Here is a 24,157-nt window from a genome sequence, read left to right as displayed (position 1 = left end):
TGAGAAAGGAGGAGTACTAGTTTATGGTTTCAAAGCCTATTGATCAAATATCGACAAATCAAACTGTGATGCTTATCGTAAATTTTATTTTTGGTGCAGGTATTTTAATATTACCAAGAACGATTACTGACAAAGTAAGAACGCCAGATGGTTGGATTTCAGTTATTATATCTGGCTTACTTATTACCCTTTTAGTCTTTTTATTAGTTATGCTGTGTAAACAATATCCAAACGAAACATATTTTCAATTCTCTCAAAAGATAATTGGTAAATGGCTAGGAATTTCATTAAGTATTATTATCATTATTTATTATATTTTCCTTTCAGCTTTAGAGGTTCGGGTAATGGCAGAAACGACTAGATTGTTTTTACTTCAAGGTACTCCTAATTGGGCTATTCTAATTCCCTTTTTGTGGGTTGGCTTATATCTAGTTCTAGGTGGGATTAACTCAGTCGCCAGAATTTTGGAAATTATTTTTCCTATCACTGTATTTTTCTTTCTATTAGTTATTTTTTTAGGAATAGGAATTATTGAAATTGATAACTTACGTCCTGTACTAGGTAATGGTATTAAGCCTGTTCTTAATGGACTCAAAACAACTTCACTTTCTTTTTCAGGATTTGAAGTAATTTTATTTATTTTTATGTTTATGAAGGATAAAACGAAAATATCTAAAACAATTATGTTCGGAATAGGTATTCCATTTGTTTTTTATACGATTACGGTTGTTGCTGTAGTCGGTGCTTTTTCAGTAGACGGTGTTTTATTGCAAACTTGGCCCGTACTTACTTATATTCGCAGTTACGATATACAAGGTCTAATTGTAGAAAGATTTGACTCATTACTTCTAGTTATTTGGATTATGCAAATTTTTGCTACATTTATCATTGCATATTATATTTGTAGCCTGGGAATGGCTCAAATTTTAAATAAAAAAAGTATAAAACCGTTTCTCTTTGGTACATTACCATTTATTTACATCATTGCAATGATTCCTAAAGATATAAATCAAACTTTTGCACTGGGTGATACAATCGGAAATACTGCTTTTTATTTATTCGGGATCGTCCCTCTTCTCCTACTCGTAATTTCTTTTGTGAGGAAAAAATTAAATGAGAAAATGTAGATATAAGAGGATTTTAATAAGTTCAGCTTTTAATATAAGTCTCATACTTTTATTATCGGGATGCTGGAGTAGTAAACCCATCGAGGACTTAAATATTATATTAGGCTCTAGTTTAGATAAGGATGCTGACGGAAAAATAAAATCCACGCTACAATATGCAGTCCCTGAGGCAATGACTACAAAATCAGGTGGGGTTAATCCAGAAAAACCCTATATAAATGTAATCGGAGAAGGTATTTCGTTAGAACCTTCTGGATGGGAAACAACTTTAAGTAGGGAAGGATATATATTTGGAGCGCATCAAAAATGTGTTGTCATTAGTGAAGAACTTGCTAGAGAAATAAACCTACGTGAGCTTACTGATTTATATTTTCGCGATATTGATATTCGTGGGAGTACGTTAATTTTTATAGCAAAAGGCAAAGCCAACCAAGCGTTAGAAACAAAAGAAAAAAATATCATCCCTGCATTAAGAATTGTTGAAATTGCAAACCAAGCATCTACTTCAGAAATTGTTAGTAAAACACCGTTAATTAGAATAGGTGGATTAATGAACTCTGGCTCTAGCTTTCTCCTACAATTATTAGAACCTTCAGATAAAGGCGTTAAGTTTTCAGGTGGTGCAATTTTTAATGGTAAGAAAAATAAAATGATTGGTACCTTAAATACACAAGAAGTAGAAGGAATTAATTGGATCACTGCAGGGGGGAAAGGCGGTGCAGTTAAGGCTTACAAAAAAAAATCCGATGGTCCGACTTGGTTTCAAATTGAATCGATGAAAAAAAAGGTTACACCTCATATAAAAGGTGACAAAATCTCTTTTGACGTAAGAATTGAGTCTGAAGGTAGAATTGCAGAATATTGGAATCCTAAATTAAAACCTGTATTTGAAGAGAAAAATGTTAATAGAATCGAAAAAGCAACTGAAGAAGAAGTTACAAAAATAGTAGAAAATGTAACAAATAAACTTCAAAATGAATATAAAACAGATGTTGCTGGATTTGGAAACGAAGTAAGAATTCAATACCCAAAAAAATGGAAAAAAATGAGTAAGAATTGGGATGAACGATTTAGTAAAGCTAAAATAAACTACGATGTTCATATTACGATCCGAGACTATGGAATGATTGGAAAGAAAAAAAAGAAATAAAGAAAACTCGCCGATTGGTAAGCCTTCAGGCGAAGACAGAGGCGTAGTTGCACTTATACTTAGTTCCTAAAATTGGCAACTACGTCGAGTTTACTTCTCCACTGCCAATTTATAATTTCTTAATGTGCAAAAAAAGAAAGCTCGAATCCATAATTCAACTGGATTTGAGCTTATTTAATAAGTTGGTTTTATTGATCATTTAATGTTTCTTTTGTTTGTAAGAAGAATGTAGAAACTATTCTTTCTTTACTTAATTCTAATGTAATTATTTTTTTCATTTTTGAAACTAGATTAGCATCAACCCATAGTTCCGTATTTTCGTATTGTTCCGAAAATACATCATAAAATAAATGAGGGAATATTAAATCAGCTTTTAGCAACTGGTAATGATTACAAGTTAACGGATTGATTTCCTGATATGCGAGGATCATTTTCTTCATTAACTTTGGATTCCAATTTTTTTCTTTTTTCATTACCTTATTTAAAATTCTTCTCATATCATGAATCTGTAACTCGATTTTTAATGAACCCATATCTAAGAAATATAAATTTCCGTCTTCTCCAATTGTAAGATTTTTTACATCAAAGTTCTGATAACATAATGTTTTATTTATTGCTCCCTTTTCGCAAGTCATACTATATTTATCTATAATAGCTAATGCTTTCTCACATTGTATTAAAATGGTATTTATATTTTTTAAATACAGCTTATCGATCTCATTTGGATGCTTAACCTTAGCTCGTTCTTCTTTCCATTTAGTTAATTTTATAAATTTAGTTTGTAAATCATTTTTCCACTTTGTTTGAAATGATGTGTATTGTTCATTCGTTAATTCAATACCGATTGAAGCCTTATGAAAAGAAGCTATACCGTTCATTATCACTATGAGATCTTCTTCACTCTCAAAATTTGGTCTCCTTCCATTAACAACTTCAAATAACATAAAATATTCATCTTTCATCCTTACAAAACCGTCACCTAATTTAGTTGTTAATACCTCTGGTGTAAATACGCCATTATCTCTAAGATGGTCAATTGCGTAGATCATAAATTCAATATATCTTTCATCAATTAAAACTTTTTTCAATAATACTTCTCCGATAGTTGTATCAATGGGCCACTCAGCTTTTTTTTCATCAATGTATTCTAAAGATTCATGTTTTACTTCTAAAGGGTAATTTGCAATTACTTTTTTTACTAAATCACTAAAAAAAGCTTCCAAAACGATACCTCCCAAATAATACTTATCCATTGTTAATCTATGAATATGTACATGTTTAGAGACGGCTAATCTACTAAATAAATTAGGAAGTAAATTATTTTCTACTAATAAAGTCTTACATTCTTTACTCAATCTTTAATTAGTTACTTTCTATTACAGTTTACTTTTAAATTCCTAATAAATTACAACAAAAATTCAATATTTTCTTAAGTGTTTAAATGCTTTTTGAAATAATAATTGATGATTATAATTGATGCTTTTTAAGCACTTATTAAACGTGTACAAATAAAAAGTAATATTGTCATGTATACCCAATTATCGTAAAGGGGGATGTACGGGGTTGATTTCCACTTCAGTGCGCTCTCGCTTTCCATGGGGCGAGACCTGAGCCTCCTCGGCGCGCCCCATGGAAAGCGGCATCCTGTAGTGGAAAACAACAAGAGATTACTTTCTTAATTGACAACTTTATTATTCATAATGACACTTAAATTATAAGAGTAAAACCACCTCGAATTTCTCATAATACTCATAAAAAGGAGTGTTATGGTTGAAAGAAATTTTGATTTTTGTTTTGTTATCTTTTTTTTGTTTTTTATTATTTTATGGACTTACAATATTGCAAGGATTTGACCTTCATTATTTAATTTTAGCAATTTCTTATAATAAAGTTGGTTTTATGACTCTTGATAAAATTTTATTTGTTTATTTCATTCTTTATTTTGGTTTAACAATGTTTGTGAAACTAAGAAAGAGATAACTTTTTTTGAATCTTTAAAGTCACGAATAAAATGAATGGCAAAATAATTTGAAATGGCACATGAAGATATTTAGGGACTAAATCAAGGCCTATGTGAACATGCTGTGCATATGAGACAGTTGTGAAAATACTAAAACAGATAATAATAATCCCGATTAAAAAAGTTATTAACCAGTTTTCTTTTAAATGAAATATTTCCATCGTCCCTACAACTGCCCCAAAAAATAAAATTGATATTTTAATAAAGCCTAAAATTACAAATACAATTACCGCTAGTGATTCTAATCTAGTAAAAAAGTCTCCAATGTTAATTAATGATACGCTTGAAAGGACTGGGTAAGTTGAAGCCTTAAAAATAATTTCACCTAAATTTGCAATATGAATGATTGTCGATATGATTAGAAAGAAACCCGCATAAATCATTGCTAAATAGCTCATTTTATGTACATTTTTTGGTTGTTCATAATATTGCAGTAATAATAAAAATACGATTGATTCCCCAAATGGAAAAGTTATAGTAGTTGGAAATACTGATTTTAAAACTGGTTTCCATCCATATTCAAGGAAAGGTTTTAAATGGGAAAAATTTAAAAATCCAGTTAATAATTGTGAGAAAATGAGAATAAAAACCATAATACCACTTAATAGAAAACAAACCCAAACAGTCCTTGCAAAGCTTGTAAAGCCATGCATCACAGTATAAATCAAGAGAAACATCATTAACATCGAAATTGTAAATAATCCTGTATTATCTAATGCAACTGTTAAAATAAGCTCTGCAAAATCTCTCATCACTCTCGATGCAATATATATACAATAAACCACATATAATACCCCAATAAAGTTGCCTATGTATTTCCCCCACGCTGTTTGTAAGCACTTAATTAGTGAATTAGAAGGGTTATTTTTATATATCCCCAAATATAAGCTTAATAAGATTAATCCACAAAAAAGACTGATCAAGATTGCTAACCAGGCATCTCTTCCAGCATCCTTTGCAGGGTCAACTGCTACAGCACTTCCTATTAAATAAATTGCTAACAAACTAAATAATTGCTCTGAATTAAATTTCATATTCTGCATTGCATCACCTTATTTCTTCTTCATAATTACAGGATCCCCTAATAAGCCACTGCGTTTAATAATGACCGTAGTTTTCACATTTACTTTTGCTTTTGCGAAATCTTCCGCCCAATGGTTTTTAAGTTGTTTCCATTTTTTAGGATCATTTGTATGAATCATATCTCCGAAACCAAAGACATCACTTTTATATCTTTGAGCAGATTTAATACTTTGCTCAATCTGTTGTTTAACTACTATAGCAGCTTGTTTTTCAATTTTTATTAAATCTTGAACACTTTCAATATTTACTGAACACCCCGTTTCATCAAGTAATGTAAGGAGTGTATTATCAATATATATAATTGGACTATTTCCTTTAACTTTCACATTTGATTTTATACTTTGAGCATGTAATCGAAGAGAGCTATATTTATTATTCCCACATGGTACTGCAAAATTTGTTTGTTGAATTTTATCCAATACCATTAAGATGCCTCTTACATCGCGTCCGGAGATCCAACCAGCTAGTTTACTATCTCTAAATAAAGCTAAGTTATCAATTTTTGTTTGGGCTGGTTCCATCGTTTGTAAATTAGATAACGTATTTTTTTCTTTATTCTCGTTAACAATTTCAACTCCACTAATCGCAATCTCTTTCCCTGAATAGGTAAGATCTTCTCCTAATTCAAATACATTAGGATTTACACTTTCTCCTAATGAAAAATTAACATTCTGTAATTTTGAAACCATTTCTGCTGAAGAAACTTTATTTATAGGTGTCATCGTATTTAATATTTGTTCAGCCGTTGAATTTTTAGCTACAAGAACAGACATAAAAGCAGAGACCCTTGGTTCTCGAATAATAGCGTCCACTATTTCTTCTATACCGTGCTTTGCTGCGTTCTCCCCTATTACCGTTAGGCCAACATGCGTAAAATCTTTGTTCTTCGTAATTTTTTTTCCTGCTTCTCGAATTGCTTCTGATAGTGTTTTCCCTTTACTTGTATAAAGAATTACCGGTGAAGAATTGCCACCACCATTTTGTCCGGTAGCTAATTCAGTTGGATTAATAACTTGTAATGTAACCTTAAAATTAGAATCGTCAGTCCAATCGACACCTAATCCTGTAATAAATGAAATTTTATTTAACTCCATATAATTACTACATCCTGTTAGTAACAATACAAATGACATTAACAACTTTATTTTAAGATTTCGTTTCATTATCTTCACCGTTTTTAGTTTTTTGTTGTTTTTTTGACCGAGTTGAATCTGGAACAAAATCTTTACTTGAAGTCTTCAAATTTTTCCAAGGTAAACGGATAAAATTATCTTCATTATCTCTAATTGATAATGGAGATATTGGCATTAAGTATGGCACTCCAAATGAATCGATTGTATTTAAATGAACTAGCCAAAATAAAAACATTAATGCAATTCCATACAAACCAGCAACTCCTGCACTTAAAATAAATAAATATCTGAGTAATCGTGCAGATGCAGCAACACTGTAATAAGGAAGAGTAAAACTTGAAATACCAGTAATAGAGACAAAGATAATCATTGCAGTAGATATAATTCCCGCTTGTACAACAGCTTGACCTATTACTAGTGCGCCAACAATTGCTACGGTTGATGCAAGTACTCTTGGGCTACGAATACTAGCTTCCCTAATAATTTCAAAAGCGAATTCCATTAGTAATAACTCAACGATCGCAGGAAATGGTACACTTTCTCTTTGCGCTGCAAGACTAACTAATAATGGTGTTGGGATCATCGAACGATGGTGTGTAATTAGCGCAAGATACAATGCCGAAACTAATAATGATGTAAAAAAAGCTGTAAATCTTAAAAATCGTAGAAAGGTTCCAACTATATATCGTTGATTATAATCATCAGGAGATTGGAAGAACATTGGTAAAGTAGCTGGAAGTACTAACCCCATTGGACTACCATCTACAATAATTCCAATTTTTCCTTCTAATAAATTTGCAGCAACTACATCAGGTCTTTCACTGTCCAAGACAGTTGGAAATGGACTAAAGGGTTTTGATTCAATTAAATATTCAATATCTATTGATTCTAAAACTCCATTAACTTTGGAGTTTTTTAATCTTTCTTTTAAAGTATGCAATATATTTTGATCAACCTTGTCATCAATATAGGAAATGACTACACTCGTATTCGTAACATCGCCAACTTTAATCATTTCCATTTTAAATTGAGCACTTCGAAGTCGATAACGAAGTAGCGACATATTCGTTGCGATTGATTCTGTAAAACTATCTTTCGGTCCTCGGATAATCGTCTGCGCAGTCGATTCTGATACTGAACGGAATTGCCCACTTTTTGTATCAATTAGCAATACTTTAAGCTGATTATCAATAAAAATCGCTGTGTCACCATTTAACACCGCCACCATTATGTTATTCCATTCATTTTCAATTTTAACTTGTGGAACATCAAACGTATTTTCTTTCATTTCATTGAAAAAATTAAGATCACTTAAACAGTCTAAATTCGTGTTTTTCCATCTATTAAGAATTGGTTCAACGATAAATTGACTAATCGTGTCACCATTAGAAATACCTTGCAAATGAATTAAAGCCATTTTTCTTTTTTTGGTTTCTCCAACCTCAAACTCTCTAACGATTAAATCCGCACAATATTGCAATTCACTATTTATGTTTTTTAAATTTTTTTGTAATTCGGATGATAAAACAACTGGAGCTTTAACTTCTTTTGATTGTTTACTTCTCTTCGGATATCCCAATCGCATATCAATCACCTAATTAATTTATTTATTACTATTTAAAATTTGTTAAATGTAGAAAAATTATGCTATTTATTACCAATTTTTTAAACAAGCGTATAATTACCGTGAAAAATAACCTTATTTATTTAAAATTTAGTAAACGTTTCAAATCAACAAAGTTCATTTTTTATTATGCTTTCTAATTTTCTTGTACAAATTTCTTAGGGGGTATTCTATTAGTCGTTCTAAAAGCTAAAAAGAAAATCAAAGGTAAAACTTAAGATGACATTTTGAAGAATTTAGAAATTCAATAATCAACTTTATAGAATCATAGAAAACGTCGGATCTATAGACCCGACGTTTTTCTTCCCATATACGTCTTATTGCTCAGCTAATTTATCAATTCGCTTATTCGTTGACATACTATTTCTTGTAATAAGACTTACAGCAACCATTATTAGCGTATTAATAATTAGTGCAATAATCCCTAGATTTAAATCTTTCACAAATTGTGGAAGGTGTGGAAAAGTTTGAGCAAACGTCTTTTCACCTAAATCAAAAATTGAAACAATAACACCACCAATTATAATTCCAGTTATAGCGCCCTGCTTTGTTACAAAGTTCTTATTCATTAAACTTAAGAAAAATGGCGGAGCAAGCTGCGTTATAAAATTATACGCCACAATTGCAATACTAAATAAAGAACTACCACCTTTAAAAGTAAAATATAATCCAATTAAAGTAATAAAAGGAACAATTAATTTTATTAGTTTTGTAATATGTACTTCTGATTTAGTAGGGACTATTACTTGGTATATATTTTTAACAAATAATGTGGATATTACCATTAGAATTAAAGAAGCAGGTACTAATGCAGCTAATACCCCTGTTCCTCCTATTAAACCGACGAACCATGGATCAAAAGTCTTTTTCGAAAGTAGTAATAATATTTTGTCACTATCACTTCCTTGTAACCCTTTAATTTGTAAGATTGCTGCAAAGCCCACGAAAAAAGCAAATAATAAAATTAACTGATACAATGGCATTATAATTGCGTTTTTTCTTAAAACCTTTGCATTTTTCGCTGCAAAAATAGGCGGAAATGAGTGAGGCCACATATACATCCCAATCCCACTTAATATAATAGTAGAAATATACCAAGTTAAATTCATCCCATGTTCTGGTAGGATTGTAAAGTTTGGCTTTGCTTGTTCAATAGCCTGATACATCGGCTTAATACCGCCATAAAAATGAATCGGAAAATAAATACCTAAAAATAAAATGATAGCAAGAATTAAAATATCCTTTAAAACAGAAGTCCATGCTGAACCATGAATTCCTGATAGCATGACGAATATAGTAACCCCGAGTGCGCCAAATAAAATAGCCATTTTTGAAGAAATAACTCCATAAGATGTAATCTCAACGATATAGCCTAGGCCTTTAAGTTGTAATACTAAGTAGCAAAATAAAGCCACGATTCCAACTATAGCAACAAGTACTCCAAGAATCGGACTACCGTATTTCTTCGCCATAAAATCTGACTGAGAAATTAGTTTATGTTTTTTAGAGTATTTCCAAATCTCAGGAAAAGCCCAATAAGATATAATTGATGCAATACACCCGTAAGATACGATACTAAATATGGAACCACCTTCACCGTATGCTGAGCCACTTGCACCTAAAAAGGTAAAGGTTGTATACATTTCGCCAGCTGATAATAAAAAGATGAAAAGCGTTCCCATTCCCCGGCCACCAACAGACCATTGTTCTAAGTTCATTTCTTTACCTTTTTTTGACCATATACCAATCACAATCGAAACAACGAAAAATAAGAAAATAAATAGTGTTCCAATATTCATTATATTTCCTCCTCTTTATTAGCAGGGTCAAATAAATAGATTAAACCTAAAAATGCAGTAGTAAGAAAAGACCACAGTACAATAGAGAAGTGAAAAAAAGGCATTCCAAGTACATAAGGTGTAACTTTATTCGAAAACAACGCACCTATTACAAAACCAATAATCGGAATAAAACCAAGTAAATAGATTTTCTTCATATTCTACTCTCCTTAATTTTTTAATTATTTAATATGTTAAATGCTCCTTGAACAAAAATCTTTACTCCATCCTTTAAAGCTCTCTCATCAATATTAAATTTTGGATGATGATGCGGATACACTATTCCCTCTGCCTCATTTCTTGCACCTACAAAAAAATAAGTCCCAGGAACTTCATGAAGGAATGCTGAAAAATCTTCACTTCCCATTATTGGTTTAATTAATTCACGATTTTCTTCTCCAACGATTTCACAAACAGTTTTGTCTATTAAACTAGTTACTTCATTATCATTAATGACCGGTGAGTACCCGAAATGGTATTCGATCTCGTATTTAGCTCCATGGGCATCGGTAATACCTTTTACGATTTGCTCGATCAACTTCGGTATATTCTTGCGAACTTCATGGTTAAAGCTCCGAACAGATCCACCAATAGTAGCAATATTTGGTATAACATTTACTGCTGTACCACCATTAAATTGTGTAACTGAAATGACAGCTGTATCAATTGGATCAATCTTCCTTGAGATGATATGCTGTATGTTTGTTACAACTTGAGTTCCAATCAGAATTGGATCAATTGTTTGATTTGGCAAAGAAGCATGGCCACCTTCACCAATGATTCTAATATTAAACATGTCCGCTCCTGCCATAATAGGGCCATAATTTAAACCAATTTTTCCGGTTGCCAAATTGCTTATTAGATGTGCTCCGATAATCATGTCAACCCCATCAAGCACTCCTGCATTTACCATCTCAATTGCACCACCAGGTGGTAATTCTTCTGCGTGTTGAAAAATAAATCGTATCTCACCTTTTATCTTTTCTTTTAAACTACAAAGGAGTTTCGCAGCTCCTAATAGCATCGCCGTGTGCCCATCGTGACCACATGCATGCATTATGCCATCCTTTTTAGAACGAAATTCAATTTCATTTTCTTCCTGTATTGGAAGTGCATCCATATCTGCTCTGATTGCAAGCACTTTTCCTGGATCATTTCCTTTTAGTCTAGCAACTATACTAGTCTTCGTTGGTTTAGAAATTTCTAAGTCACCAAATGATTTTAGTTTGTCATACACAAATTGAGCAGTATTTTCTTCTTGGAAAGATAATTCAGGGTTTTCATGTAAATACCTTCTCCATTCAATTACTTCATCGTTAATCGAACTTACTACATCATCTAATTTTAATTCAGAAAAAACATTATAGTTCATCGCTATACCTCCATGAATATTTCAATTTTATTTTAAGGAATATTTACGGTCTTTTTCCTTATATACCGATTTTATAACTTGAAAACGGTTTCCACAATATATTTTTGTTAAAAATTCAAAATATTAATAATATTTAACACAAAAAAATAAACACTCCAAATTTGAAATGTTTATTTTAAGCGATATATTTTACTAGGTCTCCCTCGGTAAGAGAGGGATTCTTCACCTATGCATTCTAGTAATTCAACTTCACATAAATCTGCTACAATACGTCTAGCATTTCGTTCAGTCATATTAAGTTGCTCAGCTAAACTCTTTGTTGTAAAATCATTCCACCTCATTCTCTTAATAAGGTTTTCAACTTTATGAAATGTCTTTACACTAATATTTCCTAATTTAAGCTTTTGCAACAACTCTTGGTCATCTGTTCGATAAGCATATGTAATCTCCTCTTCACTACCAAACGACTCAATGATTTCACCATTTTCTTGCACAATTAATATTTTACGATTATTCGATTCTTTTGATTGTTGAATTGATTCAATCGCATTTTTCTCTGCAGAAAAAACAGTCTCACCAAATCCAATCCCTACAGAAACGATCGAATCAGCTTCTAATGATAACTGCTCAATCGTATTTTCTAACATATTAATCTCTCTTTCAATTGCACCCCTAGAACTATAAATTAAATATTTCCCATATCCTTTTTCAATCAAAGAACCATTTAATTGTTCGCAAAGTGTTAGAAGTACATTCTTGATTCGAAGTTCGATATGCTGTAAATGATAAGGCGATTTTGATTTCCTTATAATACTCTCAAAATTCTCTATTTCAACCAATTCTACTCCAATTTGTGATTCTTTAAAATAAAGCCCTTTTACTTTCTCTATTATTAGCTTTAATGTATGTCGAATATCCACTTTACTAGTTGAAATCCATTCGACTGGAATTTCACGTTTTTTTAATTCCTGAAAAACAGATGGAAAATTAGTCAAAACACCTTCAGTTTTATTTGCGTTCCATAATTGAAGGTGAAATTGTAATATTTCCTCTAAATTAATATCTTCTTCATCAAACTTTTTTATAAAGAGCTGATCAAATGGGTTATTCAACTGCTCTAAAGCATCGTCTAATAAATTAGAATATGTAGGCATATCTACGCTTAATTGCCTAATTAATTTGCCATTAAGATACATAATATTTAACAGACTTTTATAAACAGAAGACTCTGTATGAGGAACATACAATAATTTTTCAATGGAATGTAGCGTTTTTTTTGCAATATTATATGGTAATTGCCCTGAAAAAAGCCAGACATCAACATCTCGATCATGTTTCTTTACAATCTCTTTTGTTTCCGCAGGCTCCTCATATGCAAATGGGAAAAATTCTAATTCCTTTTCATATTCTTTAGAAAAACTTAAAATTCGTTCTAAAGACCACTCCGGGCCGATCAGTCCAATACGATACATTATTACACCTACCAATTACTCTAAAATTTATATGGACTATGATTTTTTAATTTATCTAGTATTTTTTATATGCTTATTAATAATCTTAACAGTATTTCACTCGAAATGACCATGTTATTTACATATAGTTGAATAAAAAAACTTTTCATCAAGTCGTTTCTTGATGAAAAGTCTTGTTAATTCTTAAAAGTTTCCTTAGATCTGCTCCTAATATCCTTTTTAAGATTTCCTAAACATTAAAATGACCTTAAAAAATCCTTCATCTTGTTAGCTAACTCCTCAGGAGACTCATACATACTCATATGTCCGGCACTGTTTAGAGTAGCCGTTTTAATATTTTCTTTTTCGACCGAAAAAGTCTTTTCAGGTGGGATAATTTGATCGTCTTTCCCTGCCAATAAAAGTACAGGTAAACTTGTATCGCTAAGTACATGATTTCGGTCTGGTCTATTTTTCATGCTTATTAAGGCATTAACCGTGCCATCTACTGATGTTTTATACCCTATTTGCTTTGCTAAATCTATTTCGGCACTATTGGTTTGAATATTTTTTGGAGAGAATAGTTTAGGAATTAATCCGTCCACTACGTTTTTCACTCCTTCATTTTTCACTTTTTCACTAGTTGCTACTCTACCTTTTTTTGCTTCTTCACTATCCGGATAAGCAGTAGAGTGGATTAATGAAAATCCATTTAAGTAATTTGCATATCTTTGGGCAAATGCAAGTGTAATATAGCCTCCTAATGAGTGGCCAAACAATGTTATTTGCTTAATGTTTAGTTGATCAAGTAAATCTTTCAACACATCTGCATAATCTTCTATTGAATGCTCTTCTTTTATAGCTGTAGAGTCTCCATGTCCTGGTAAATCAATTGCGATCACGCGATAGTCTTCAGATAGCTTTGGAACTACTTTTTCCCAATATTCATGACTTCCCATAAAACCATGAATTAAAACGATTGGCTTCCCTTTGCCTTGTTCCTTATAAGAAATTGATAAATTTTCAAGTTCAACTTTACTATTAATGATCATTCAACTCCATTCGAGAATTTTAAAAGAATCTTATGAACAAAATTCTGCACTTAATTATTTTCTCCTCTCTTTTCTCTAAATAATCTTTAAATAGAAAAGGAGTGTCTCAAAAATGAGAGACACCCCTATTTATTAGATGGACATTAAAATTTATCTACTTTCTGATTATGAACTGCATCGTTTCGTTGAATTTTCTGACCATTATTTTTATTTATAAATAAGTAAGCCACAGATAATACAATTAACCAAGGTATACCGAATTGAAGCATAATTTTAAAGCCAGTAAACCAAGAAGTAATTGTTAGTCCCAACAATAATATTGCACCTAAAATTGTGAAGTAAGGGAATCCAATCATTTTCACTGGTAATTTTCGACCACCTGATTGTTCCCATTTCTTTCTAAAAAATAAATGTGAAATAAAGATGGTCATCCAAGTAAACATCGCACCAAACATTGAGATTCCCATCATAAATGCATAAGAGGAATCTGGTAGTATTGCATTTACGATTCCGGCAACTACAATACCAATAGTTGAAACTGCAAGAGCATTTGCTGGAACACCTTTTTTACTTACTTTTCCTAAAATATTTGGCGCATGATTAGTTTTTGAAAGTGAATAAACCATACGAGTTGAAGCATATAATTGGCTATTCATCGCTGACAAAGCTGCTGTTAATATAATAAAGTTCATAAGTCCTGATGCAAAAGGTATATTTAATATTTCCATCACCTTTACGAATGGACTTTCATCAACCCCCGCTGATTTCCACGGAACGATGATCAGCATGATTGCAATCGTTAATACATAAAAAATTGATAAACGAAAAACTGTTGCTTTGAGGGCTTTTGGAACAGCAATATCAGGCTCTTTTGCTTCACCCGCTGTAACCGCAATCATTTCAGTTCCTAGAAAACTAAATAATGATATAAAGACGGCTACCCACATGCCCCACCAGCCAAATGGCATAAATCCTCCATCATTTGTTAAGTTCTCTACACCGATATTTGAATGGTGAGATGAACCAAACAAAACATACGATCCAAGTAGGATAAACCCAACAATTGCACTTACTTTGATCATTGAAAACCAATACTCAAATGTTGCAAATGTATTAACACTAGTAGCATTTATATAGATTAATACTGCTGCAAAAAAGGCGATCCAAACGATTCCTGGTACAGTTGGAAACCAATATTTCATATAGACTGCAATTGCACTTACCTCTACTCCAACAGCAAGAACTTGAGCCACCCAATATGAGTAACGAACAAGATATCCCGCCATAGGATGAATATATTTTTCGGCAATTGTTCCAAACGAACCGCTAGTAGGATGTGCAACGGTCATTTCTGCTAAGCATCCCATGAGTAGTAAAACGATAAATGCACCAACTGCATAACTGAGTAATACGCTTGGACCAGCAGTTTTTATTGCTAGTCCGCTACCAAGGAACAACCCCGTCCCAATCGCACACCCCATTGCAATCATCGTTAGTTGACTAGTTTTCAACTCCCTTTTTAAGCCCTTTTCTTGCTCGTTTTCAATTTTATAATTAGTGGTGGATTCCTTCATGATCTCATCCCCTTGTCCCCTTAGATAGCCAACTAAACTTATGCCACAACTTCACGTTCATTTTTAAATTTTTCATATTGCTTTTCAGTCATGATTTTCTTAAGTGTTTGTACAACTTCCCAAACTTCCACATAAGAAGTGTAAAGTGCAACTGGTGCAAGTCGAATAATATTTGGTGCTCTAAAGTCAGGAATAATACCATTTTCTTTCAGAGACTTACAAATACGTGCGGCTTCTTCATGTTCTAGACTTACATGTCCTCCTCGTCGTGCATCCTCTCTAGGAGATCCAATGAAAAATCCCATGTTTGGCAATTCTTGTTCAATACAATCCATTAAATATTGATTTATTCGAAGTGATTTTTCTCGAATCGTATCAATTCCAGCTTCTGTAAAAATCTCTAAAGATCCTATTAATGGTGCACAGCTTAATACATGTGGAGTACCGATTTGATAAGCTCCAGCAGTTTCAGCAGGAGTTAGAGTGTGCTCCATATCAAATTGCTTATCTTTTCTTGAACTAAACCAGCCTGCAAGTCCTGGCATTGCACCAAAATGTTTACGATTAACAAATAATCCACCTACACCACCTGGTCCACCATTTAAGTGTTTATAATTACACCAATAGGCAAAATCAACATCCCACTCACTAAACGAATGAGGAATTGATCCAACAGAATGACATCCATCAAAACCAATTAAGATTCCTCGTTTATGAGCCTCTTCAGTTAAGCGCTTCATATCTAAAATTTGACCGCTACGGTATAAAACTGTCGGTAAAATAATCAAAGCGATTTCTTCTGTCATCGCATTAATAATATCGTCCTCTTCTAAATAGCGTCCATCTTTACTTTTTACGCATATTAGGTCTTGATCAGGATCTAATCCATGAATACGAAGTTGACTTTGAAGAGCATAAATATCTGATGGAAATGTAAGCTCATCAGCTAATATCTTTTTTCTACTACCATTTGGTTGAAAAAAAGTACCAACTAACTGATGCAAATTAACGGTCGTGGAACCGGTTACAATTACTTCCTCAGAAGAAGCACCTACTAATGGAGCTAATTTTTCTCCTAGTTTTTCAGCCATGAAAAACCATGGGTGATTTCCATTTGTCCAACCATCTATTCCAAAATTCTTCCAATCTTCCAATGATTCTAGTAAAGTACGTTCAGCTCTTTTAGAAAGTAGTCCTAATGAATTACCATCCATATAGATTGATCCAGGGTTTAAGTAAAACTCATCTCTAAACTTTCTAAGTGAATCGAGACTGTCCATTTTTACTGCGTATTCTAATGTTGTTTCTGTAACTTTCGTATTCATAATATTCCTCCTGTATCAATCTACTATTTAAATCTATTTGTGAAAAAATCATATCAAAATAACTGACATCATGTCATATTTTCTGATAATAACAAAATTTTAGATATAAAGAGATTATTTTATGTTAAACATACATAGTTTTCTGTGATTTCTTCCATTTTTATGAATTTACCTATATGCTAGAAGTAGCATATGTTGGAGGATCGTAGTATGAGTAATGACAAAGTAGAATCTAAGCGTCAATTACGTTCATTAATGACAAGACAAAAACTACTAGAAGCTGCTAAAGAAGTATTTCTTGAAGAAGGATTTCAAAAAGCAACGATTACACAAATGATAAAAAAAGCTGATATTGGTTATGGAACAGCTTATGTACACTTCAAAGGTAAAGAAGAGCTTTTAATTGTGTTAATGGAAAATGTAATGGAAAGGTTTTATGAAATTGCCGAAACTTCCTTTTTTCCAGAAACGAAAGAATCCGCTGAATCGATTATTTATAAACAAGCTACTTCTTTTCTAAAAATGGCAGAAGATGAGCGTAATATGATGCAAATTTTTGAACAGGCTATTGGAGTATCTGACGTCATCTCAGACAAATGGAAAACAATTCGTGAAAAGTTTATTGATCGCATATCACTCGATGTTTCTTATGCACAAGAAACAGGATTAGCAAGAAAAGAGCTAAATCATGAACTAGTCGCGCGTGCTTGGTTTTTTACAAATGAGATGTACTTATGGGAAATCGTTCGAAATGAACAGCATTATACTATTGAAGAAATTGCAAAAACAATCACATCACTTTATACAACTGGTCTTTATTAAGAACCAAATTTAAAAGCTCAAACTTTCACTACTTAAGTTTGAGCTCTTTTTGGTTTCTATTTTGAATTAGTGCTACAATACTTTTCTCGTAATATAAACTTCTGAACCTTACCAGATGCGTTTCGAGGAAGCTGGTCAATAAATTCAACTATTCTAGGAATCTTATACCCTGCCATTCTTTCACGACAAAAAGATCCAATCTCCTCAAAAGATAGACGATGCCCTGGTTTTAATACGACAAATGCGGTTACGACCTCTCCCCATTTAGCATCAGGCGTACCGATCACTGCCGCTTCCAAAATTGAATGATGCTCATACAAAACATTTTCAATTTCTACTGAATAAATATTTTCTCCACCAGAAATTAACATATCCTTACTACGATCAACTAACGTGATATATCCTTCCCCATCTACTACAGCTAAATCTCCTGTATATAACCAACCATCTTTAATCGTATCTGCTGTCTCTTTCGGCTTTTTATAATATTCCTTCATAATTGTTTCACCTTTTAAGATCAATTCACCAACTTCACCAGGTAAAACTTCTTCATCTTGCTTATTAACTAGTTTAATAATTGTATAGAGTAAAGGTGTTTTTCCTGTTTTTCCAAAATGGAGCTCATGATCTTCTGGTGAAAGATAAACCCCTGTAGGTCCCCCTTCTGTTAATCCACATAAGCTGAAAAATTGATTTGTATTAAATAATTTCATACTTTTCATTAAGATTTCAGGAGGCATTGGAGCTGCACCGTATGCACATCTTTTTATTGAAGAAAGATCATATTGGTCAGCATTTGGAACTTGCTGTAAATAGTTATACATTGTCGGAACACCAAAAAATAAAGTAATTTTATATTTTTCTATATCCTTTAACACATTTAACGGGTTAAAATCTCGATGAATAATATTTGTCATACCTAAATATAAACCCGGTAATAGAAAGATGACGAGCTGAGCACAATGGAATAATGGAGCAACATGTAAAAGCCGATCCTGACAGCTTTGTCCCATTACCGCACTCAATCCATTTATGAGCTTTTCAATTCGTTTATAGTCGAAAAGCGCACCTTTTGGTTGTCCAGTAGTACCTGAAGTATATAGTAAATGAAAATCATCGTCTCCTGAAATCTCTACTTGGGGATCTTCTTCAATTGATGACAACACATCAAAGAAGCTTAAACTATTCGGCGATGAAGCTAGAGGAGCAGTAATGATATTTCTTACTTTCGATGAGGATTTTGAAGCATCTAAGACGACTTTTTCTAGTTCTGAATCACAAATAACAAGTACACTATCAGACTGCTCTAAAATATATTCAACTTCTCGAGAAACAAGACGGAAGTTAATTGGAACGACAACGGCCCCTACTTTTACAGCAGCACAATAACCAATCACAAATAAGTCAGAGTTTGCCATCATAAGAGCTAATTTCTCACCTTTTTTTATACCTAGTTTCTGTAATCCCCATGCAAAACGATTAACCACTTTATTGAATTCCATATATGTGTATGTACGGTCTTGATAGACTAATGCTAATTTATCTGGGTGCCTTTTTTCGTTTAGCGATAATACATTTCCAAAACTCATTTGCTTACCCCCGTATTAAATAATTTAGATTTAATCAACTGACCTAATAATTCCTTTTTCAATGAATTGATTAATTGTTTGATCATCGTATCCTAAATTTAATAAAACCTCTTTTGTATTCGTCCCGGGTTTTACTCCAACATGTTGATAAGTAGGTTTAAACACTGAAGATTTAAAAGGTGAAGCAATTTGTAATTGATTGGTACCGTCATTTCTTTGGACGTTTACTAAAAGCCCCCTTTCTTTTACTTGCGGATGCTCACATGCTTCTTCAAAAGTTAACACTGGCTCAACACATGCATCAAATTTACTAAAAATTTCTTTAAACTCATTAAACGTTTTCTTACTAAATGCACGTTTTATTTCATTTTTAAATAAATCCACCTCATTTTTATCCTCACTAAAAGAATAAGGAAGAAATGGCATAATTTCTAATGCCTCACATAATTGTTTTCGAAATGAAGGTTCAAGACTGCCGATTGAAAAGAATCGACCATCTGATGTTTCGTAATAGTCATAAAACACGCCTCCATTTAAAAGATGTTCCTCAGGTTTTGGATTAATTTTTTGAGTTAACCAACCAGAACCCATTAAAGATTGCAACGTAAAAGTACAATCTGTCATGCTAATATCAACCCACTGTCCTTCACCAGTTTGCTCGCGATGAATTACAGCAGATAAAATGCCAATAATTGCGTGTAATGATCCACCAACTTGGTCTGCAACTTGAATTCCCATCGGAACTGGACGTTCATTCTTTCTTGTTGAATAACTCAAAACACCAGTTAATGAAAGATAATTGTTATCATGCCCTGCTCGATTTCGATACGGACCTGATTGCCCATATCCAGTAATTGAACAGTAAATTAGTTTCGGATTTATTTTCTTTAATTGCTCATAACTTAAGCCAAGCTTTTCCAACACTCCTGGTCGAAATTGCTCAATGAGTATATCGTACTCCTTTACTAGCTTATAGATGATTTCAGTACCTTCGTCGCTTTTTAAATCAAGGATAATAGATTTTTTAGAACGATTAATCGTTTGATGTGCGGCAGATTGGTCCCCATCAAATGGAGGTGAAGTTTGTAATAAGTCGGGATGAAATGGAGATTCGATTCGTAATATTTCTGCACCTAAATCCGCTAATATCATAGTTGCATAGGGACCCGGTAAAAGACGTGTAAAATCCAGAATTTTCAATTTATTCAACATATACTAAACCTACTATTCAATTTAATTTCCTCACTCCATCTCTATAATTTGTCATTGTACATTCATTATTCTAGATTACTTGGTATCTCTCCTTTTTTTAGGTTAATAAGTTTAACCATTTGAACTTTAATTCTACTAAAAAAAGCCATTCTCTAAAGGATGGCTTTAACAATTAGATAAATATATATTTAGTGCGTTACTAAATTTCCTCCGTTTTGAACAACTACATGAACTTTAAAATCTAATGTTAAATTAGGATAGTATTTCGTACGCCAATCATTTAGCTCATCTCTAGAAAGTTTATTTCTAAAAAACTGCCCTACCCCTAATATATCTGATTCATCTTTCTGTAACTTAGTAAACATATTATTAAATCGCTTTGTTAAAATATTCTCCATATCTTTTCTAATTGAATCGGCAGATACATCGCCTTTTATTTCAAGAATGCTCACTTTAAGATTAATCTTACTTTTTAAATAAGGTTTATTTTTTTTAAACATACTATCGTGTTTCATAGTATTTGTTAAAATTAGGACGCTTCCATCGTTAGTTATTTCGACCTTTCCAGTAGTGCTTTCATCATTGAATGCATTAAATAATAGTGTCTCATCTGGAGAAATCCGATCAATCATCTTTCCATTTTTCATGACTGCTGAGCCATTTAGTTCAATTAATGTTGTTTTTCCAACACTTAAAATAGGAATCGCAATGTCTTGAGTAGTAGTCTGGAAACTTCGATATGTCTCCCATACACTTGTTAATGCAATTTGAGGGGTCCATCCAGCAGTTTTTTCGAAATACTCCAAAAGAGCTGTTCCTCCTGGTTCAGATGATTCCTTCATCTTTGAAAAAAATGCATCCATATCATCTTCACATATAGCTACCAAAGTCTTTGGAGATACATCTCTTGACCTTACAAAGCCTGAAATAATGTCGTTCACGCCACTTTTGGCTAATTCTTCATCAATTACAATGACCTTTAGATGTAACAAGTCGACACTACTTTCCATATTCGTACTTATATTATCAATAGCATGTGTAATTGTCTTACCTTCTCCAATTACTACTTTAGTATTCATAGTTTTTTGATTAGGCTGAGGAATTTGGAGATAAACAATATAATTCTTATTCTTCATAGAAATCCCTAAAATTACAGGAAGTACTCTATGATTAATATCTTTATTATCCCAACATGCACTTAGAGTTAAGGATATTAGAAAGGTAGATATAATCACGCAAAGCTTCTTAAATCTTTCCAATATTTCCTTTCCCTCCTAACCGTTTACCAAAAAAGTATACTGATATCGGAACTGCAAACATGACAAAGAATCTTAAGAAAGAGTTCCATACAAAAAATTTCTCAATTGTACTCCAATCAGGTATTAATAAGCCAATAATAAAATTAAATATTGTAACCGAGATGACTATATATAAAGGTTTAATCGATGGAAAGTATGTATTTACTATTCTAACTGTATTACATAGCATTAATGAGATGAAAAGCATCGTAAAGGTCACCAGACTCAACAAGAAAAATGAAGTGACTCGATCAAACATAAGCCAATTCAATTCAACAGTATCTAATGCCATTATCAGCGGATACAATAAAGTGGATGCAGTGTTTTGTCCGAATGTAAGGAGTGGAATATATACTGCAAGAATATAGGCCGGGATTAGTATGATAGCGGCTAGAAATATTTTTTTCCGCTTAAAAGTTAGATATGGCTGAATAAAGCCTAAAAATAAAAAGCCCCCTCCAATCGCAAAAAAGCTTACATAAAATGACGACTTAGTAAAAAATAAAAATTGTTTATTCATAATTGGAAAAGCATAGTGCCAATCAGTATTCTGAAACGAGCTACAGAATATTAGGAATATAAGAGGAAAAAATAAACAAGCAATTAAAGTGCCCGTTCTAAAAATGACCTCTATTCCTTTAGTAGCTAGATAAGCTGATACAAAAAACAATATTGTCATAATTGCCCATAAAGGTGTTTTAGATAAAAAAGTGATTAATACGATTTCAGAATACGAACGAACAGTAATGATACTAAGCGTGATGAAGTAAATCATAATTGGTAATAAAAACAATATTGCAACTCCCTTACCCATGGCAAAATAAATAGAAATGATGTCTTTGTTTGGGCAATAACTCAAGCCTTTAGTATAAACGCCAATTATGATGAAATGAATAATCAACCCTATTGCAATTAGCATCCAATGACCATCATTAATGCTTGCAATTATGTTTCTTGGATACAAAAAGAAAATGATACTTAGATGAGTCAAAATATACATAATTACAACTTGCCAGCTTCGATCCATTTTAATTTTCTTCCTTTGTCAGATTTATAGAAAGATAAGGGACCCCGAAAGTACTAATCCCCGCTAAATATGTACAAATCAACACTATACCGGCCATTACTCCTAATATACCGTAGAAAGATGCTAAAATGGCTACTACATATTTAAACAATCGAACTGAATAAGAATTTTGAAATCCAACTAGAGTAGAGTTTGCAATAGTGGTAGCAGCAAGTATGATAATCAAAAGATTACTTACTAGTTTCGCCTCTACAACAGCCTGTCCTATAATAATACCCCCAACCATCGTGATCGTAGGTCCTACACTTTTAGGCAGTCTAATACTTGCTTCAATAATTAATTCTAAGATTATTAGCATTAGTATAATTTCGACTAGTGCTGGATATGGAACTCCATTACGACTTTGAGCAATTGATAATGCGATCTCTATTCGTAAAACCTCAGGGTTTACGGCTACTAAAGCAACATAAAGACCAGGTAATATAAGTGTTAATAAAAAACCGATTATTCTTAAAAAGCGCATTGTCATCATTAGTGGAATTGGATAATTCTTATCATTTTCTAAAGCAAACATATCCCAAAACAAGCCAGGAAGTACAAGGGCTAATGGTATTTTGTCTACGAATATAATAACCCTACCTTTTAGTAATGAATTTGTAGCCTCTTGGGGCAATTCCGTTGTATTAAATTTTATAACGGCCAACCAAGGAGAAAATCCTAGCATTTTTGATAAGTCTTGCAGATTATTAATGTCCATATCAAGATTCTTTTCAAGCTGTTTTTCGATTTTATTAAAAAGTCCTAGACTTGAATGATTTTCGAAATATAAGACTGACAGATTCCTTTTTCTCTCACTTCCGACAGAATAAGCTCTAATATGTAATTTCTCTGAATTTACTTGTTTTCGCATAATCCCGATATTAGAATTTATATCTTCTGTAAAAGAATTTAATGGCCCTTGAATGACATTTTCATTTGTTGGTAGAGTTATTGAACGATTTAAAGGTAGTGAAGCCGCTTCTACTATTACGTATTTGTTTTTTTCTGAATCTAAAAGTATAAGTAATTTTCCCTCTGCAATAGCTGAAATTGCTTCATTCGAATTATTCTCCTTTACCAACCCGATCCAATGCATTATTTGATCGAATGTCTTATCAGTTAGAAAAATAGATTCTATTTTATTTTGAATCGTCTTTAATGTTTGAGGTAAATCAACTAGACTCTTAAACCCTAACAGGACAACAGGAGCATTAACAAAATGCTCTTTCATTATAAAAAAATCATCATCATTACCGAAATGGTTTTTAATATCCTGCAATATTGTTTCCATACATGAAAATACCTCCTACAAAAGACACATATTTATAAATTTTCCCATTTGATTTTTTTTATTCTTTTCAACCATTTTTTGTAAAAAAACAAGTTTAATTGAAAAATACAAACTGTCTATTAAATAGTAT

Annotated in this window: 20 protein-coding genes; 4 read left to right on the top strand and 16 right to left on the bottom strand. The window is 32.3% G+C overall.

The features are described from left to right. Positions 1 to 23 precede the first annotated feature (23 nt). Entirely contained in the window at positions 24 to 1,127 is a 1,104-nt protein-coding gene (locus tag ACFWM3_RS15380; protein WP_390311959.1) for a GerAB/ArcD/ProY family transporter, read from the top strand. Further along, on the top strand, positions 1,114 to 2,277 hold the full coding sequence (locus ACFWM3_RS15375; protein WP_390311958.1) for a Ger(x)C family spore germination protein: 1,164 nt from the start codon (positions 1,114 to 1,116) through the stop codon (positions 2,275 to 2,277). Before ACFWM3_RS15380 ends, ACFWM3_RS15375 begins: the two co-directional genes overlap by 14 nt. A gap of 188 nt (positions 2,278 to 2,465) precedes the next feature. On the opposite strand, the gene ACFWM3_RS15370 is transcribed toward ACFWM3_RS15375, so the two are convergent. Further along, a complete protein-coding gene (locus ACFWM3_RS15370) occupies positions 2,466 to 3,500 on the bottom strand; it encodes a CotS family spore coat protein (RefSeq protein ID WP_390311957.1) in 1,035 nt (344 codons plus the stop codon). 547 nt (positions 3,501 to 4,047) lie between these two features. On the opposite strand from ACFWM3_RS15370, the gene ACFWM3_RS15365 reads away from it, so the two are divergent. After that, positions 4,048 to 4,257, top strand: coding sequence for a hypothetical protein (locus ACFWM3_RS15365; protein WP_390311956.1), 210 nt, complete (start codon positions 4,048 to 4,050; stop codon positions 4,255 to 4,257). Here ACFWM3_RS15365 and ACFWM3_RS15360 read toward each other — a convergent pair. The 10 genes from ACFWM3_RS15360 to kynU form a co-directional block, all read right to left on the bottom strand. Then, positions 4,243 to 5,340: a GerAB/ArcD/ProY family transporter gene (locus ACFWM3_RS15360; RefSeq protein ID WP_390311955.1), complete on the bottom strand. Its 1,098-nt coding sequence runs from the start codon at positions 5,338 to 5,340 to the stop codon at positions 4,243 to 4,245. The genes ACFWM3_RS15365 and ACFWM3_RS15360 overlap by 15 nt on opposite strands. A 9-nt stretch (positions 5,341 to 5,349) precedes the next feature. Next, positions 5,350 to 6,474: a Ger(x)C family spore germination protein gene (locus tag ACFWM3_RS15355; protein WP_390311954.1), complete on the bottom strand. Its 1,125-nt coding sequence runs from the start codon at positions 6,472 to 6,474 to the stop codon at positions 5,350 to 5,352. Positions 6,475 to 6,526: 52 nt separating this feature from the next. After that, on the bottom strand, positions 6,527 to 8,098 hold the full coding sequence (locus ACFWM3_RS15350) for a spore germination protein (protein WP_390311953.1): 1,572 nt from the start codon (positions 8,096 to 8,098) through the stop codon (positions 6,527 to 6,529). A 356-nt stretch (positions 8,099 to 8,454) separates the two neighbouring features. Continuing rightward, a complete protein-coding gene (locus ACFWM3_RS15345; RefSeq protein WP_390311952.1) occupies positions 8,455 to 9,936 on the bottom strand; it encodes a sodium:solute symporter family protein in 1,482 nt (493 codons plus the stop codon). Further along, positions 9,936 to 10,133 (bottom strand): DUF3311 domain-containing protein, encoded by a 198-nt coding sequence (locus tag ACFWM3_RS15340; RefSeq protein ID WP_056473942.1) that lies wholly within the window; start codon positions 10,131 to 10,133, stop codon positions 9,936 to 9,938. Before ACFWM3_RS15340 ends, ACFWM3_RS15345 begins: the two co-directional genes overlap by 1 nt. A 20-nt stretch (positions 10,134 to 10,153) precedes the next feature. Continuing rightward, positions 10,154 to 11,347: a M20 family metallopeptidase gene (locus tag ACFWM3_RS15335; protein WP_390311951.1), complete on the bottom strand. Its 1,194-nt coding sequence runs from the start codon at positions 11,345 to 11,347 to the stop codon at positions 10,154 to 10,156. 170 nt (positions 11,348 to 11,517) lie between these two features. Then, positions 11,518 to 12,819 carry a hypothetical protein gene (locus ACFWM3_RS15330; RefSeq protein WP_390311950.1) on the bottom strand — a complete coding sequence of 434 codons (1,302 nt, stop codon included), beginning with the start codon at positions 12,817 to 12,819 and terminating at the stop codon, positions 11,518 to 11,520. Positions 12,820 to 13,055: 236 nt separating this feature from the next. Next, positions 13,056 to 13,850 carry an alpha/beta fold hydrolase gene (locus ACFWM3_RS15325; RefSeq protein WP_390311949.1) on the bottom strand — a complete coding sequence of 265 codons (795 nt, stop codon included), beginning with the start codon at positions 13,848 to 13,850 and terminating at the stop codon, positions 13,056 to 13,058. Between the two features lie 143 nt (positions 13,851 to 13,993). Beyond that, the gene (locus ACFWM3_RS15320; protein WP_390311948.1) at positions 13,994 to 15,424 is read right to left on the bottom strand and encodes an amino acid permease; all 1,431 of its coding nucleotides are present in this window, start codon (positions 15,422 to 15,424) and stop codon (positions 13,994 to 13,996) included. A gap of 38 nt (positions 15,425 to 15,462) precedes the next feature. Further along, complete coding sequence (gene kynU, locus ACFWM3_RS15315) at positions 15,463 to 16,749, bottom strand: kynureninase (protein WP_390311947.1); 1,287 nt, start codon at positions 16,747 to 16,749, stop codon at positions 15,463 to 15,465. A gap of 210 nt (positions 16,750 to 16,959) precedes the next feature. Between kynU and ACFWM3_RS15310 the strand changes: the two genes are divergently transcribed. Next, entirely contained in the window at positions 16,960 to 17,571 is a 612-nt protein-coding gene (locus tag ACFWM3_RS15310) for a TetR/AcrR family transcriptional regulator (RefSeq protein WP_056473934.1), read from the top strand. Between the two features lie 56 nt (positions 17,572 to 17,627). On the opposite strand, the gene ACFWM3_RS15305 is transcribed toward ACFWM3_RS15310, so the two are convergent. The 5 genes from ACFWM3_RS15305 to ACFWM3_RS15285 form a co-directional block, all read right to left on the bottom strand. Continuing rightward, positions 17,628 to 19,160, bottom strand: a complete 1,533-nt coding sequence (locus tag ACFWM3_RS15305) for a long-chain-fatty-acid--CoA ligase (protein WP_390311946.1) — start codon at positions 19,158 to 19,160, stop codon at positions 17,628 to 17,630. Between the two features lie 30 nt (positions 19,161 to 19,190). Beyond that, complete coding sequence (locus ACFWM3_RS15300) at positions 19,191 to 20,372, bottom strand: CaiB/BaiF CoA transferase family protein (protein ID WP_056473931.1); 1,182 nt, start codon at positions 20,370 to 20,372, stop codon at positions 19,191 to 19,193. Between the two features lie 188 nt (positions 20,373 to 20,560). Beyond that, positions 20,561 to 21,631: a Ger(x)C family spore germination protein gene (locus tag ACFWM3_RS15295; RefSeq protein WP_390311945.1), complete on the bottom strand. Its 1,071-nt coding sequence runs from the start codon at positions 21,629 to 21,631 to the stop codon at positions 20,561 to 20,563. Then, positions 21,618 to 22,697, bottom strand: coding sequence for a GerAB/ArcD/ProY family transporter (locus ACFWM3_RS15290; protein ID WP_390311944.1), 1,080 nt, complete (start codon positions 22,695 to 22,697; stop codon positions 21,618 to 21,620). Before ACFWM3_RS15290 ends, ACFWM3_RS15295 begins: the two co-directional genes overlap by 14 nt. A gap of 1 nt (position 22,698) precedes the next feature. Then, positions 22,699 to 24,027, bottom strand: a complete 1,329-nt coding sequence (locus ACFWM3_RS15285) for a spore germination protein (RefSeq protein WP_390311943.1) — start codon at positions 24,025 to 24,027, stop codon at positions 22,699 to 22,701. Positions 24,028 to 24,157: the final 130 nt, after the last annotated feature.

This window comes from Gottfriedia sp. NPDC058432 (genome assembly GCF_042721555.1).
Taxonomy (GTDB): Bacteria; Bacillota; Bacilli; order Bacillales; family Bacillaceae_G; genus Gottfriedia.
Note: the sequence above shows the minus strand (reverse complement) of the source record. Positions and strands in the feature narration are given on the sequence as shown.